Origin of the sequence: Sulfitobacter sp. W027 (assembly GCF_025143985.1) — a bacterium.
Taxonomy (GTDB): domain Bacteria; phylum Pseudomonadota; class Alphaproteobacteria; order Rhodobacterales; family Rhodobacteraceae; genus Sulfitobacter.
Genome location: NZ_CP083564.1, coordinates 1,740,031 through 1,753,529, shown reverse-complemented (window position 1 = coordinate 1,753,529; position 13,499 = coordinate 1,740,031). Strand labels below are relative to the sequence as shown.

Here is a 13,499-nt window from a genome sequence, read left to right as displayed (position 1 = left end):
TCGGATAGGTCAGCTAGGCTTTGGTGACATGTCTTAACCTCGCAGGGTTAACTATGTATTGAAGGGCGATTGCACCGGAGGTTCACGTCAGCAGGATGTCGGGGGCGTAATCTTGGGCCAGCGTAATGCGCCGACGGTATAAGGAGGTCTGAGTTTGCGGATCGTTTTAGATGCCGGGCCTTCACCTCATGGCGCGTGAAGCAAAACCAGCGTTAACCAAAATTAAACCAGTCTCTCCCTATCAAAGACAAGAAAGGGAGTATTTGATGAAACGTCTTATTATATTGGGATTTCTCACCGGATCATTGGCGGGTTGTGTCGAACCTCCGGCCTCGCCCATGGAAGCCGCGGCGCGCAGAGCGGCGGCGGCGGAATTAACGGCCAAACAATGTGCGGGCTTTGCGGGCGGCTATGAAAGCGTGCGAAAGCTGCGCCATGATGCGAACCAGAACATCGCCACTGCGCGGCGGCTTGGGGCGACGGATGCGACGATTGCGAAGGCCCGTGCAGATGTGCGCATGGCCTTTGACATGCAGGTCGCTTTCTCTACCCCGCAGCAGGCCTGTAATGTGATCGTGGGCGAACTGGCTTGGGCCACGGGGTAGGTGGTTTTAGCGATGCGCCACATCAAGCCAGATCGGCAGATGATCTGACGCACGACGGGTCTGCGACGTCTCTACCACGCCGCCCTGCCGCACGGTGAGATGCTGGTCCAGCGCAATGCGGTCAAGAAACGCAACGGGTATGCGCGCGTGATAGCTTTTGCCCGGCGCGTGGATGGTAAAACGTTTTGCCAAGCGGCCAAGCCCGACCTTTTGCGACCATTCGTTGAGGTCACCGGCGATCAGGGTCGGGCAGGCGGCGCAGGCGTCAAGATGGGCGATCATCGCGCTGAGCTGCTCTTTGCGCGACGGGCGCAGCAGGCCGAGATGCGAGGCGATCACCCGCAATTGCCGCGCCCCCAAATGAAGATCGGCCACCATCGCGCCGCGCGGCTCCACCCCCGGCAGGGTCAGATGCGCCACCCGGTCAATCTTGGCAGAGGGACGCACTAGAACGGCGTTGCCGTGCCAGCCAATGCTGACATTGCTCGGCGTGGGCACGGGCCGCATACCCGTGACCTCCTCTACCCGATCTAAGGGCAGGGCCGAGGGACGCGGGGCGCGGCGGCGGTCGGCCTCTTGTAGCACCACCACATCCGCATGCAGGCTGCGGATGATGCGCATGATCCGCTCAGGGTCGCGGCGGCGGTCGGTGCCCATGGCCTTGCGGATGTTATAGCTGACAATGCGCAGCGATTGCGGGGCAACGGCGGGGATCATAGGACAGGTGCTCCCAAACGGAACAGCCCCTCGGCCACCTTGCGGATCATCCCGGTGGGCGGCTTTTCCATGGCGCAATGCTCTGACAGATGCTCGAACCAGTCATGCAATTTGGCGACCGAGGCGGCGTCATAGACAAAGAGCGTCACTTCGAAGTTCAACAGCATGCTGCGCACGTCGAAATTAGCGGTGCCGACCAGGCCCATGTCGTCGATGATCCCGGCTTTGGCGTGGATCATGCCCGGTTGATAGTAAAGCACGTGGCCCCCGGCCTCATGCAAATCACGCAGGTAGGCACCGCGGGCGAAATCCGCGAGCCGCTGGTTGGAGCGTTCGGGCACCAGCACGCGTACATCGACGCCACGTCGGGCCGCCGTGGTAAGCGCCGCGCCAAGCGCTTCGGTGGGCACAAAATAGGGGGTGACCAGCCAGATGCGCGCCTCGGCCAGATGCAGCGCGCGGATCAACCCGTCGTGCAGCGGATCTTCGGCAATGTCTGGGCCGGAGGGGACCAATTGCACCGTTGCCGTCCCGCCCGTGTCGGCGGCGACGGAAGGCGCAGGCTCCAGCGTCTCACCACTCGCCACTTCCCAATCCGAGCGAAAGACATCGCCAAAGCTTTGCACCGCGCGTCCTTCAAGCAAATAGGCCAGATCGGTCCATCCGTCCTCCCGCGCAACGGGGCCGAGATAATGCGCGCCGATGTTCATTCCCCCCGAAAACACGCGGGCATCATCCGCGATAATCATCTTGCGGTGGTTGCGCAGGTTCAGGTGGCCAGAGCCGGGCACCTGCAGCAGCGGGGAGTAAAACCGCACCTCACCTCCCGCTTTGCGCAGACGGCGCAGGGCGGCAGCCGGGCCGCGAAAGGTGCCAAGACGGTCCATCAACAGGCGCACTTTCACACCAGCTTTGGCCCGTTCGGTCAGCGCGTCGACGAAGATGCGCCCGGTCTCGTCATTGGCGACGATGTAAAAGAGCACGTCGAGATGCTTCTCAGCCCCTTGGATCAGGGCCATCACCGCCTCATGCGCCGCTGTCGGATCGCCCAAGAGCCGCAGGTCTTGGCCATGGGCAGCCGCGGGCAGACCGAAATACTGCATCGTCGCGTCCAGCGTATGCACCGGGCGGGGCGGTGGGCCGCCGGTGTCGCCCTTCAGAAAATGCACCGGAGAGTAGCGCGAGGACTGCTTGCGAAAGCCGAGCCCCAAAAACAGCGGCACCGCGACCCAAGGCAGAACGATGATGAACAAGAGCCAAGCCGCCGTCGATTGCGGAGTGCGGCGCTGTTGCAAGATGACGATCGCCGCAAGCAGCGTCAGGATCACGATGATGACGATTTCCAGATGGGTGGTGATCCAAGACATAGGCTGTGGCTTGCTCCCTTTTGCTGCCAAGACAAGGAGATAACCCTTTCCACCTTAACAGCAAGCCTTGCCCCACCGATGGCTATGCAAATGCTAAATCAGCTCTCTGACGGAAGCATCTGCACCCAAGCCCATCTCCTCTCGCAACCGCGCGCGGGCACGGGCAAGCCGCGACATAACGGTGCCAAGCGGCAGGCCGGTTTGTGCTGCCAAAGCACGCGGGCTGCTCTCTCCGTCATGGACCAATCGCATCAGACGCTGCTGGTCGGGCGGAAGCCGGTTGATGGCCTCACGCAGATCGGCACAGGCCAGCCGGGCAGGGGCGGCGGGTGGCGTGAGGGCCATGTTCTCTTCCAATTCCTCGGTCTCGCGCCTTTGCCTCCAGCCTTGGCGGGCGAGGTTGTGCAAGGTGATCATCGCATAGCGGTCGGGCGCATCAATCACCGTGCCGTCCCGCAGCGTTTGCATCAGCCGCATGGCGGTTTCCTGCAAAAGGTCCTCTGCCTCTTCAACTGAATTGGAAAGCCGCCGGGCGCGGGTGCGTAATCTAACCCAAAGGGCGGAATGCGGGTCGGTTAGCTCTGTCGTCATCTCTGCCTCTTCTTCTCGTTTTGAAGGCAAGATGCTGATTTTTTCCAACACAACCAGTGCGCGAAATCCGCCGATGATCTGTACCGGGGCTTTTTGGGCGAGGGGCCGCTTAACCTAGCATCTGCGATCGGCAGACCCCCGCGCGGTGCAGTGTGCTGCCGAACGCAAAAGGGGTCTTGGGCATCTAACCTTATGAAGGCGCCCAAGGCCTTCGCATAACTAACCTGAACGGAGTATCAAAATGACACGACTGACCAAGATCGCCGCCCTTCTTTCTGCCGCGCTTGCGGTTCCGTCCTTCGCTTTGGCCAATACGATGGAAATTGACACCAATGGCGACGGGCTCTTGAGCATCGCGGAATTGCAGATGGTCTACCCCGAGATAACCGGAGAGCAGTTTTCGGTCATGGATTTGAACGCCGACGGCGGTTTGGATGCGGCGGAGGTTCAAGGTGCGGGTGAGGCGGGCATGTTGCCGACAGCGCCAACGGAAGAATGACCTGTTGCGGTAAACAATAGCAGGGACGTCCCAACTTCCCCTATGTGTCCTTTAAGGGTTCGGATCGAAAGGTTTGGACCCTTTTTCATTGGCGGGTGTTTCACTGGTGAGCGTCTCGGGATGTGAAGGGCCATGGTTGCCTAATTGTCAGAAAAATGTGGTGCATAATCAATATTGCAGTTGCAAGTTGCTGACAGATATACGTTTTTCCGGCCATCCCGCGCCTGTTCATTGTAGTTGATACATAACTTAAGCGGGGCTTGGCCTACCTTCTGTTGCAAATGTGCGACAATCAGCGCATCGCAAATCTGTGAAGTGCTTTTCCTGAAACTGAATACTAGATGAGGCGTTGCTTGAGTGACCCTGCGGCGAGGATCGCAGGTCACCTGTATTTAAGGAGCAGAACATGAAACGCACGACAACAATCGCCAGCATCGCCCTGATCGCATCCAGCGCATTCGCTGGTGTAGCCGCAGCAGGCTCGCTGGAAGACACCACCGTTGAAGCACCGGTTTTCACACCAGCACCGACACCTGTGGCCGTCGATGGCAGCTGGACAGGTTTCTACACTGGTCTTCAGGTTGGCCAGACCGACATCGACAGCGACAGCGGCGCGCTTGACGGTGACGACACATCCTACGGTTTCCACGCCGGTTACGACTATGACTTCGGTAAGTTCGTATTGGGTGGTGAACTCGATTATGACAAAACCGACATCGATCTGGGCGGCGGCGCAGGCGACGTAGATTCCGTAGCCCGTGCAAAGGTCAAAGCCGGCTACGACTTCGGCAACACCTTGGTCTACGCAACAGCCGGTGCAGCGCGTGCCGACACAAGCGTTGGTGACGAAACTGGTCCCTTCGCCGGTCTGGGTGTCACATATAAAGTGACTGACCGTTACACAGTCGGTGGCGAAGTTCTGCAGCACAAATTTGATGACGTAGGCGGAACAGGCGACGATCTGGACGCGACTACGATCTCGCTGCGCGGCTCCATGCGCTTCTAATCTGTCTTGGCGAGATCTCTCGCTTGGATAGTTGGACCGGCTTCCGAAAGGAGGCCGGTCTTTTTTTATCCGGTCAAGCCGCATCGCCGACACTTACATCCGCTGTTCGCATACCAATCGCAGACCGTTTAGAGCTTAGCCAGCAAAGGGCTTGGCGCAGAGCGGCAGGCTTGCTAGAAGCCTCTCATGAACACCGCAACGCTCATTATTTGCTGCATTACCCGCTGAGACATTCTCGCGGGCCGCTGTTCACGTCATTCCCATTTTGACAAAACTATGCCAAGCCCGCGCTACACCCGCGCAAGGACGCCTATCCATGACCCGTGACCTGACGATCAAGCTGCACAACACCGCCACTCGCAAGAAAGAGGATTTCACGCCGATTGATGCGCAGAATGTGCGGATGTATGTCTGCGGCCCCACTGTCTATGACCGGGCGCATCTGGGCAACGCGCGGCCCGTGATCGTATTCGATGTGCTCTACCGGTTGCTGCGCCACGTTTATGGGCCGCGGCATGTCACTTACGTGCGCAATTTCACCGACGTAGATGACAAGATTAACGCTCGCGCCGCTGCAAGCGGGCGCAGCATTGGTGAGATCACCGCCGAGACGACGCAGTGGTATCTCGACGATATGGCCGCCGTCGGTGCGCTGGAGCCTGATCACATGCCCCGCGCCACGCAATACATCCCGCAAATGGTCGCGATGATCCGCGGGCTGATCGACGAAAGTTATGCCTATGAGGCCGAGGGCCATGTGTTGTTTCGGGTACGCAAATACACCGAATACGGCGCGCTTTCGGGTCGGTCTGTCGATGATATGATCGCCGGTGCGCGGGTCGAGGTGGCGCCCTACAAAGAAGACCCGATGGATTTCGTGCTCTGGAAACCTTCGGACGCAGGCACATCGGGGTGGGAGTCTCCTTGGGGGCAAGGCCGTCCGGGATGGCATATTGAATGCTCGGCCATGGCCCATGATCTGTTGGGCGCGCGGTTCGACATTCACGGAGGCGGGATCGACCTGCAATTCCCGCATCATGAGAATGAGATCGCTCAGTCAAAATGCGCAGGCCACGGTTTTGCCAACTACTGGCTGCACAATGAGATGTTGCAGGTTGAGGGCAAAAAGATGTCCAAATCCTTAGGCAATTTCTTTACCGTACGCGATCTGCTGGACCAAGGTGTGCAGGGCGAGGTGATCCGTTTCGTGATGCTTTCGACCCATTACCGCAAGCCGATGGACTGGACCGTGAAGAAGCGCGAGGAGGCCGAAAAGACCCTGCGCAAATGGTATCTTCAGGCGGCGGAGGTGGAGGCTGCGACACCTAGTCCGGAACTGCTGGCGCTCTTGGCAGATGACCTCAACACCCATGGGGCGCTCACCGAATGCCACCGTCTGTCAAACGCGAACGATACGGCGGGCCTGCGCGGGGCGTTGATGCTTCTGGGATTGATGGGCGACCTGATCCCAGAATGGGCTGCGGTGCAGGCGCTGGACCTCAGCGACATCGAGGCCTTCCTCAGCGACGCGCGTGCCACGGCGATGGAGACGAAGAACTTTGCCGAGGTGGACCGGATCAAATCGGCGCTGACCTCCGCGGGCATCGAAGTGCAGATGAGCAAAGACGGCGTGAAGCTAACCCCACCGCCGGGTTTCGACCGGAGCCAGTTGGAGGGGATGTTGTGACCTGCGAACGCCTCACCCTCTACGACACTACTTTGCGTGATGGGCAGCAGACCCAGGGCGTGCAGTTCTCCACCGATGAAAAGCGCCAGATCGCCGAGGCGCTCGACACGCTCGGGGTAGACTATATCGAAGGCGGCTGGCCCGGTGCCAACCCCACCGACAGCGCCTTTTTCGAGGCCGCTCCGCAGACGAAGGCACGCCTCACTGCCTTTGGCATGACGAAACGTGCAGGCATGTCGGCCGAGAATGACGACGTGCTGGCCGCCGTGCTCAACGCCGGGACGCAATCGGTCTGTATCGTCGGCAAGACCCATGATTTTCATGTCAAAACCGCCCTTGGCATTACGCTGGAAGAAAACACCGACAACATCGTTAAGTCCGTCGCGCATCTCGTCGCACAGGGGCGCGAGGCGTTGTTTGACGCAGAGCACTTCTTTGACGGCTATAAGGCGAACCCGGACTACGCGCTTGAGGCGATCCGCTCGGCCTATGACGCAGGTGCGCGCTGGATCGTTCTCTGCGACACCAATGGCGGCACGCTGCCCGCTGAGATCGGCGAAATCACAAAGGCCGTGATCGCCGCGGGCATCCCGGGCGACCGGCTGGGCATCCACACCCATGACGACACTGAAAACGCCGTGGCCTGCACGCTGGCAGCCGTCGGCGCGGGCGCGCGGCAGATCCAAGGCACGCTTAACGGGTTGGGGGAGCGTTGCGGCAATGCCAACCTGACCACGCTGATCCCCATCTTACTGCTGAAAGAACCATACGCCAGCCAGTTCGAGATTGGCGTCACCCGCGCCGCGCTAAAAGGGTTGACGCGGATCAGTCGAATGCTCGACGAGATCCTCAACCGGGTGCCGATGAAACAGGCGGGCTTCGTGGGGTCATCGGCTTTCGCGCATAAGGCCGGGCTCCATGCCAGCGCCATTGCCAAAGACCCCAGCACCTATGAGCATATCGACCCCGCCTTGGTCGGCAATACCCGCATCATCCCGATGTCGAACCAAGCCGGACAGTCCAACCTGCGCAAACGGCTGAGTGATGCTGGTCTGGCCGTGGCCAAGGGCGATCCGGCGCTTGGACAGATCCTAGAGGAAGTGAAGGACCGTGAGGCGCAGGGCTATGCCTATGACACAGCGCAGGCGAGTTTCGAGCTGCTCGCGCGGGAGGTAATGGGCCAATTGCCGCATCTTTTCGAAGTCGAACGCTACCGCGTCACCGTCGAACGCCGCCGGAACACCAAAGGTCGCATGGTCAGCCTGTCGGAGGCGGTCGTGGTGGTCGAAGTCGATGGCGAAAAGCGTTTGTCGGTTTCGGAATCGCTCGACGCGGATGGCTCGGATCGTGGCCCGGTCAACGCGCTGTCCAAGGCGCTGGCCAAGGACTTGGGCAAATACAGCAGCCTTCTGGACGACATGCGATTGGTTGACTTCAAAGTGCGCATCACCCAAGGCGGCACCGAAGCCACCACCCGCGTCATCATCGACAGCGAAGACGGGCAGGGGCGGCGCTGGTCCACGGTGGGCGTCAGCGCCAACATACTCGACGCCTCCTTCGAGGCCCTGCTAGATGCGATACGTTGGAAATTGATCCGGGACCGCGCCCAATGACAGACGATATGACCGCCTTTTTCACCCTGCACCGCGACCTGCCACGCGAAGGGCCGGGAGAGTCTGCCGACGTCAACTGGGTCGTGGAGCAGGTCGACTTGCCCGCACGTGCCGAGATCGCGGATGTGGCCTGTGGCCCCGGCAGTGACATCGGCGCACTCCGCGCGGCGATCCCGCAGGGGCATGTCACCGCTCTCGATAAAACCGCGCATTTTGTCGACACCGCGCGGGGTCGTTTCGTGGCGGATGGCAATGTCACCCTGTTGCGCGCCGATATGGCCGCCATCGCCAATGAATATGATCTCATCTGGTGCGCAGGTGCGGTCTATTTCCTTGGCGTGACCGAAGCGCTGACCCGCTGGCGCAAATCCCTGCGCGCGGGTGGTGTGGTGGCCTTCTCCGAGCCATGCTGGCTGACCGATGCCCCCTCGGACGAAGCCCGTGCGCAATGGGCCGACTTTCCGGCGATGAGCGACGCGGACGGCATCGCCGACCAGGTCCGCGCGGCAGGGTATGAGGTCGTGGCCACCCGCGTTCTGTCGGATGAGGCATGGGAAAATTACTACACCCCGCTGGAGGCCCGCGTCGAAAAGCTGCGCCCCGGCGCAGACGAAGAATTGACGAACATGCTTGATGCCACTGAGGCCGAAATCGCCTGCTGGCGCGCGCATCGGGATGAGTTTGGCTACCTGCTGACGGTGGCCCGCCCCGTATGACTTTCGACGCCGACCTAAACGCCTGCGCCGCCATGGTAGAGCGCGCCGATCCTTGGCGCTTTCGCGCGGCCATGGCCTCCCCGGTTGAGACACGCAAGCTGCTCTTCCCGCTCTATGCCTTCAACGTCGAGGTTGCCCGCGCGCCATGGGTCACCCAAGAGGCGATGATCGCCGAGATGCGCCTGCAATGGTGGCGCGACGCGCTGGAGGAGATTGGCAAGGGTGGTCCCGTCAGGCGACATGAGGTGACCACGCCGCTGGCCCGCGCCATCGCGCGCGAAGATGCGGAACTGCTAGACGAACTCGTCGCCGCACGGCGGTGGGATATCTACAAAGATCCCTTTGAGGATGCTGGCCACTTCGAGCGCTACATCGACCAGACCGCAGGCCATCTGATGTGGGTCGCCGCGCGCTGCCTTGGTGCGACGGAGGAAGCAGTTGTGCGCGATGCGGCCTATGCCACCGGCATCGCCGCTTGGCTCTGTGCGATTCCGAATCTGGAGGAGGCGGGCCGTGTGCCGCTTCTGAACGGCACGGCGGAGGGGGTCTCGACCCTTGCCCAAGGGGCGCTGGACCGTCTGAAATCAGCGCGCGCCAACCGGGGGCAGATCCCGAAAACGGCGTGGCCCGCCTTACTGCCTGCCGCCCATGCCGGACCTGTCTTGCGTGCGGCTGTAGCAGCCCCACAAAAGGTCTCAGAAGCTGCGCTGCCTGACCCGCGCCGCCATTTCGCGCTGCGGGCCATGGTGTCGCGCTGGTAGGCGCTTAGCTGATTTGCGTCTCTCTGCGGCTGCGCATCACCAGCCAGATCAGCGACCCACCGGCCAGCACCAAGAACGGCACCATGGCAAAGTTCACCGCCGCCCAGCCTTCCTGCGCCGTGCCGCCTGAGCAGTTCATTAAACCGCCCGAGGCCAAAGAAGCGACGGTCACGCCGCCGAAGACCAGCAGATCGTTCAGGCCCTGCATCCGTCCACGTTCATGCGGCGCGTGCGCACCTGCAAGCATTGTGGTGGCCCCGATAAAGCCAAAGTTCCAGCCCAGCCCCAAGAGGATCAGTGCGACAAAAAAGTTGCCCAGTTCCACCCCCTGCAGCGCCACCAGCCCGGCGGCGGCAAGGATCGCGATACCAAGGCCCATGATCCGCTCGACCCCGAAACGGTTGATCAGATGACCGGTGAAGAAGGACGGCGTGAACATCGCCAGCACATGGCCGGTGACCACATAGCCCGCGTTGTCTTGGCTATATCCGCAGCCGACGACGGCAAGCGGGGTCGAAGTCATCACGAGGTTCATCAGCGCGTAGGATACCATGGCACAAATCACAGCCACCGCGATGCGCGGCGTGGTCAAAAGCTCCCAACGGCTGCGGCCCTTGGGCGCGTCATGGGCCGGGACTGGCGGCTTGGGGATGTCGATGAAAAGAAACAGCAGCGCGCCGATAAGGTTTACCGCCACCACCGCCAGATAGGTGCCAAGAAAGGGCACCACGAGGCTGCCCGAGGTCGCCGTGGCAAGCTGCGGCCCGATGATCGCAGAGACCAGCCCCCCGGCCATAACGTAAGAGATCGCCTTGGGTCGGAAGTCATCCGACGCGGTATCGGCGGCGGCGAAACGGTAAAACCCCTGCGCCGACATGTAGACGCCGGTGAGTAGGGAGCCTACCAGAAAGACTGGGAAAGAGGCCAGATAAAGCCCATAGGCCGCGACCGCGCCCCCCAGAGCGCCGCCCGCTGCGCCCAGAAAGAACCCGGCGCGGCGGCCATAGCGTTGCATGATGGCCGACACCGGCGTGGCCGAGAGCATGGAGCCCAGCACGATCATCGAAATCGGCAGTGTCGCAAGACAGACATTGGTCGCCAGCGACTGCCCGGCCAACCCTCCGACGAGGAAAATCATCGGCATCTGCGCGCCGAGAAAGGCCTGTGCCGCCACCAGCACCGCTACGTTGCGCCGGGCGCGTCTGTCGTCGATCATGTCTGAATTCCTCACTTCTCGCCAAGGCGTAGCCTTGCCGTCGGGTAAGGGCAAGTCCGGCACCGATTTTTGCCTCTCCGTTGGCGCTTGCGCCTGACGCCAAGCTCGCCGATGATCGCGCCGATGACCGCCCCAAACCGCCCTTCGCTGAACCTTCTTCTGCTCGCTGGCACTGCCGAGGCGCGGCAGCTTGGCGTCGCCTTGGCTGAGGCCGGGCACAGGGTCACCGCGTGGCTGACGGAACCGCCGCGCGGCAGCAATCCGATGCCGATGGCGTTTGAGATGCGCGCCCCTGAAGACGCTAATGCCCTGCGGCGCGACATGGCAGGTTTTGATGCGGTGCTCGACCTCAGCCATGGGTTCGACGCGGTCTTGAGCCACGCAGGCTTTGCCGCCGCCACGGCTTTAAGCAAGCCCTTTGTCAGCTTCACGCGCCCCGGCTGGGCTTTGGATGATCCGCAGTTGCAATCGGCGAGCGATGTGCCCGCCGCCGCCCAGGCCGTGCCACCCGGTGCCCGCGTCTTTGCCGCCACCGGTTGGGCCAGCCTGCCGCAGTTCCTGCCCTTTCAGGGCGCGCGCCTTATGCTGCGCCAAACAAGCCGCCATGACCGGCCTGCGCCCTATGCTTTCGTCGATCTGATCTTTGGCGATCCGCCCTTTACAGTCGCAAGTGAAACCGCGTTGTTTCGTGACCTCGGCGTCGATCTTCTGATCTGCCGCAACCTTGGCGGAGACGCCAGCCGCCCGAAAGTGGACGCCGCACTTGCTCTTGGCCTGCCGGTGGTCCTCATCGAAAAGCCGCGCTTGCCGGAAGGGGCGCACTGCCTGAGCGATCTTCACGCGATGATGGACTGGGTGGCCCGACTTTGAGCGCCTATCCTCCGATCACCTGTGATGCCGATGTGGCCGAGGGGGCCACTTGGCTGGCCAAGGCCGAGCCATGTTTTGCCATGGCGCTCACACGTACCGGGCCATTGCCACTGCGCCTGCGTCCACCGGGATTTGCCGGGCTGCTCGACATCATCGTTGGACAGCAGGTCAGCGTGGCCTCCGCCCGGGCGATCTATGCGCGGCTGGTTGAGGCGGGGCTGCATGAGCCGGAGAATGTTCTGCGCGCCGGGGACGACGGGCTGCGCGCCGCGGGGTTGAGCCGTCCCAAGGCGCGCTATGTGCTGGCCCTGGCGGAACGTGATTTCGACTTTGACGCGCTGCACAGCCTGTCTGATGCCGACGCCATTGCCGCACTGATCGACATGCCGGGCATCGGGCCATGGACCGCGCAGATTTATGTGATGTTCTGCCTTGGCCGCCGCGATGTGTTTCCAAGCGGCGATCTCGCGCTGCAAGAGGCCGCGCGGGGGCTGTTTGATCTGCCCGCACGCCCCACGCCAAAAGACCTTACCGCGATGGCCGCCGCATGGTCACCTTGGCGGTCGGTTGCGGCGCGCTTGCTCTTTGCCTACTACCGGGTGTTGAAACAAAAGGAAGGATTGTCATGACACGGGTTTTGAACGCCGAGCGCCGCGAGCCGGTCTCTGGCACCACACGGTCGGTTGTGGTGTTCCTGCATGGCTACGGCGCCAATGGCGCTGACCTGCTGGGGCTGGCCGATCCGATGAGCGAGCACTTGCCAGACACGCTGTTCATCGCCCCCGACGCGCCCGAAGCCTGCGCCGGTGCACCGATGGGCTTCCAATGGTTCCCGATCCCATGGATCGACGGATCGTCCGAAGAGGAATCGATGCGCGGAATGATGAGCGCGGTCGAAGACCTTGACGCATTCCTCGACGCGCTGATGGTGGACGAAGACGTGCTGCCCGAACAGGTCGTACTTTTCGGCTTTTCCCAAGGCACGATGATGTCGCTGCACGTGGCACCTCGGCGTGAAGATGCGGTAGCGGGGATCGTGGCTTTCTCGGGCCGCCTGCTGAACCCCGAAGCGCTGGCCGAGGAGGCGCGGGTGAAGCCACCGGTGCTGCTGGTGCATGGCGATGCCGATGACGTGGTGCCGCCGCAATCCCTGCCGCAAGCCGCCGAAGCGCTGCAAGAGGCTGGCTGGCAGGACGTCTACGCCCATGTGATGAAGGGCACCGGCCACGGCATCGCGCCAGATGGGCTGAGCGTGGCACTTGCCTTTATGCGTGACAAACTGGGGCTTTAACCCTTCATCTCGTCCCAGAGCCACGGTTCGGCGAACTCGATCGAGTTGCCGGCGGGGTCGCGCACATAAAGCGAGCGCGCCCCGTTGGGCCAATCAAAGCTGGTGTCGATCTCGACCCCGGCGGCCCGGAGGCGCGTTTCCATCGCGGCGATTTCTGCCCGGTTCATCGCAAAACACACATGCCCCGGACCCCGCGCCCCATGGGGTGGCACCGGCATCTTCGGATTGCCGGGCGGCTGGTCCGTGGCGGTGGCGTTGAAGACCAACAAGACCGCAGGGCCGAGCGCAAAGAACATATGCCGCCCCGGCACCTCCTGAAAAAGCTGCAAACCCAAGATGTCGCGGTAAAACGCCCGCGCCGCATCCAGATTATCGACGTAAATGGCGGCTTCGAGCAGGGCGCGCGGGGCTGGGGCAACGGGCAGGGGGGTTTTGATCATGCCACAAGGTTAACAAACTGTGCCCATCTGTCACGTCTCTGTCGTAATCTTTGGGCAAAATCGGCGACATCTAGTGGTTCACCTTTGTCTTGCCAGAGAGAAACCGCGAGATATAGTGAA

15 protein-coding genes are annotated in these 13,499 nt (G+C 61.8%); 10 read left to right on the top strand and 5 right to left on the bottom strand.

The annotated features are described in order from the left end of the window. Positions 1 to 266 precede the first annotated feature (266 nt). A complete protein-coding gene (locus K3759_RS08615) occupies positions 267 to 605 on the top strand; it encodes a hypothetical protein (protein WP_259981097.1) in 339 nt (112 codons plus the stop codon). A 6-nt stretch (positions 606 to 611) separates the two neighbouring features. Here K3759_RS08615 and K3759_RS08610 read toward each other — a convergent pair whose 3' ends face one another. The 3 genes from K3759_RS08610 to K3759_RS08600 all read right to left on the bottom strand — a co-directional run bounded on the left by K3759_RS08610 (position 612) and on the right by K3759_RS08600 (position 3,280). Beyond that, entirely contained in the window at positions 612 to 1,322 is a 711-nt protein-coding gene (locus tag K3759_RS08610) for an endonuclease/exonuclease/phosphatase family protein (RefSeq protein ID WP_259981096.1), read from the bottom strand. Further along, the gene (locus K3759_RS08605) at positions 1,319 to 2,689 is read right to left on the bottom strand and encodes a phosphatidylserine/phosphatidylglycerophosphate/cardiolipin synthase family protein (protein ID WP_259981095.1); all 1,371 of its coding nucleotides are present in this window, start codon (positions 2,687 to 2,689) and stop codon (positions 1,319 to 1,321) included. Before K3759_RS08605 ends, K3759_RS08610 begins: the two co-directional genes overlap by 4 nt. A gap of 93 nt (positions 2,690 to 2,782) precedes the next feature. Then, entirely contained in the window at positions 2,783 to 3,280 is a 498-nt protein-coding gene (locus tag K3759_RS08600) for an RNA polymerase sigma factor (protein ID WP_259981093.1), read from the bottom strand. A gap of 241 nt (positions 3,281 to 3,521) precedes the next feature. On the opposite strand from K3759_RS08600, the gene K3759_RS08595 reads away from it, so the two are divergent. From K3759_RS08595 to K3759_RS08570, 6 genes are all read left to right on the top strand, one after another. Beyond that, positions 3,522 to 3,779 carry a hypothetical protein gene (locus tag K3759_RS08595; RefSeq protein ID WP_259981090.1) on the top strand — a complete coding sequence of 86 codons (258 nt, stop codon included), beginning with the start codon at positions 3,522 to 3,524 and terminating at the stop codon, positions 3,777 to 3,779. A gap of 406 nt (positions 3,780 to 4,185) precedes the next feature. Then, positions 4,186 to 4,785 carry an outer membrane protein gene (locus K3759_RS08590; protein ID WP_259981088.1) on the top strand — a complete coding sequence of 200 codons (600 nt, stop codon included), beginning with the start codon at positions 4,186 to 4,188 and terminating at the stop codon, positions 4,783 to 4,785. Between the two features lie 316 nt (positions 4,786 to 5,101). Continuing rightward, positions 5,102 to 6,472, top strand: coding sequence for a cysteine--tRNA ligase (gene cysS, locus K3759_RS08585; RefSeq protein WP_259981086.1), 1,371 nt, complete (start codon positions 5,102 to 5,104; stop codon positions 6,470 to 6,472). Next, complete coding sequence (cimA, locus tag K3759_RS08580; RefSeq protein WP_259981084.1) at positions 6,469 to 8,085, top strand: citramalate synthase; 1,617 nt, start codon at positions 6,469 to 6,471, stop codon at positions 8,083 to 8,085. Before cysS ends, cimA begins: the two co-directional genes overlap by 4 nt. Further along, on the top strand, positions 8,082 to 8,801 hold the full coding sequence (locus tag K3759_RS08575) for a trans-aconitate 2-methyltransferase (protein WP_259981082.1): 720 nt from the start codon (positions 8,082 to 8,084) through the stop codon (positions 8,799 to 8,801). The genes cimA and K3759_RS08575 overlap by 4 nt, the downstream gene beginning before the upstream one ends. Further along, a complete protein-coding gene (locus tag K3759_RS08570; protein ID WP_259981079.1) occupies positions 8,798 to 9,562 on the top strand; it encodes a squalene/phytoene synthase family protein in 765 nt (254 codons plus the stop codon). Before K3759_RS08575 ends, K3759_RS08570 begins: the two co-directional genes overlap by 4 nt. Positions 9,563 to 9,566: 4 nt before the next feature. On the opposite strand, the gene K3759_RS08565 is transcribed toward K3759_RS08570, so the two are convergent. Then, entirely contained in the window at positions 9,567 to 10,778 is a 1,212-nt protein-coding gene (locus K3759_RS08565) for an MFS transporter (protein ID WP_259981076.1), read from the bottom strand. A gap of 123 nt (positions 10,779 to 10,901) precedes the next feature. On the opposite strand from K3759_RS08565, the gene K3759_RS08560 reads away from it, so the two are divergent. From K3759_RS08560 to K3759_RS08550, 3 genes are read left to right on the top strand one after another with little or no spacing between them, the layout of a single operon-like run. Next, a complete protein-coding gene (locus tag K3759_RS08560; RefSeq protein ID WP_259981074.1) occupies positions 10,902 to 11,648 on the top strand; it encodes a precorrin-6A/cobalt-precorrin-6A reductase in 747 nt (248 codons plus the stop codon). Continuing rightward, positions 11,645 to 12,277 (top strand): DNA-3-methyladenine glycosylase, encoded by a 633-nt coding sequence (locus K3759_RS08555; RefSeq protein WP_259981071.1) that lies wholly within the window; start codon positions 11,645 to 11,647, stop codon positions 12,275 to 12,277. Before K3759_RS08560 ends, K3759_RS08555 begins: the two co-directional genes overlap by 4 nt. Then, a complete protein-coding gene (locus K3759_RS08550) occupies positions 12,274 to 12,939 on the top strand; it encodes an alpha/beta hydrolase (RefSeq protein WP_243260677.1) in 666 nt (221 codons plus the stop codon). Before K3759_RS08555 ends, K3759_RS08550 begins: the two co-directional genes overlap by 4 nt. On the opposite strand, the gene K3759_RS08545 is transcribed toward K3759_RS08550, so the two are convergent. Beyond that, positions 12,936 to 13,379 carry a VOC family protein gene (locus K3759_RS08545; protein WP_259981067.1) on the bottom strand — a complete coding sequence of 148 codons (444 nt, stop codon included), beginning with the start codon at positions 13,377 to 13,379 and terminating at the stop codon, positions 12,936 to 12,938. The two genes, K3759_RS08550 and K3759_RS08545, sit on opposite strands and share 4 nt — an antisense overlap. Positions 13,380 to 13,499 lie beyond the last annotated feature (120 nt).

Excerpts from the sequence above, each read along its gene's own strand:
- K3759_RS08615 (WP_259981097.1), top strand. The coding sequence starts at position 267 with ATGAAACGTCTTATTATATTGGGATTTCTCACCGGATCATTGGCGGGT.
- K3759_RS08610 (WP_259981096.1), bottom strand. The coding sequence starts at position 1,322 with ATGATCCCCGCCGTTGCCCCGCAATCGCTGCGCATTGTCAGCTATAAC.
- K3759_RS08605 (WP_259981095.1), bottom strand. The coding sequence starts at position 2,689 with ATGTCTTGGATCACCACCCATCTGGAAATCGTCATCATCGTGATCCTG.
- K3759_RS08600 (WP_259981093.1), bottom strand. The coding sequence starts at position 3,280 with ATGACGACAGAGCTAACCGACCCGCATTCCGCCCTTTGGGTTAGATTA.
- K3759_RS08595 (WP_259981090.1), top strand. The coding sequence starts at position 3,522 with ATGACACGACTGACCAAGATCGCCGCCCTTCTTTCTGCCGCGCTTGCG.
- K3759_RS08590 (WP_259981088.1), top strand. The coding sequence starts at position 4,186 with ATGAAACGCACGACAACAATCGCCAGCATCGCCCTGATCGCATCCAGC.
- cysS (WP_259981086.1), top strand. The coding sequence starts at position 5,102 with ATGACCCGTGACCTGACGATCAAGCTGCACAACACCGCCACTCGCAAG.
- K3759_RS08575 (WP_259981082.1), top strand. The coding sequence starts at position 8,082 with ATGACAGACGATATGACCGCCTTTTTCACCCTGCACCGCGACCTGCCA.
- K3759_RS08570 (WP_259981079.1), top strand. The coding sequence starts at position 8,798 with ATGACTTTCGACGCCGACCTAAACGCCTGCGCCGCCATGGTAGAGCGC.
- K3759_RS08565 (WP_259981076.1), bottom strand. The coding sequence starts at position 10,778 with ATGATCGACGACAGACGCGCCCGGCGCAACGTAGCGGTGCTGGTGGCG.
- K3759_RS08560 (WP_259981074.1), top strand. The coding sequence starts at position 10,902 with ATGACCGCCCCAAACCGCCCTTCGCTGAACCTTCTTCTGCTCGCTGGC.
- K3759_RS08550 (WP_243260677.1), top strand. The coding sequence starts at position 12,274 with ATGACACGGGTTTTGAACGCCGAGCGCCGCGAGCCGGTCTCTGGCACC.
- K3759_RS08545 (WP_259981067.1), bottom strand. The coding sequence starts at position 13,379 with ATGATCAAAACCCCCCTGCCCGTTGCCCCAGCCCCGCGCGCCCTGCTC.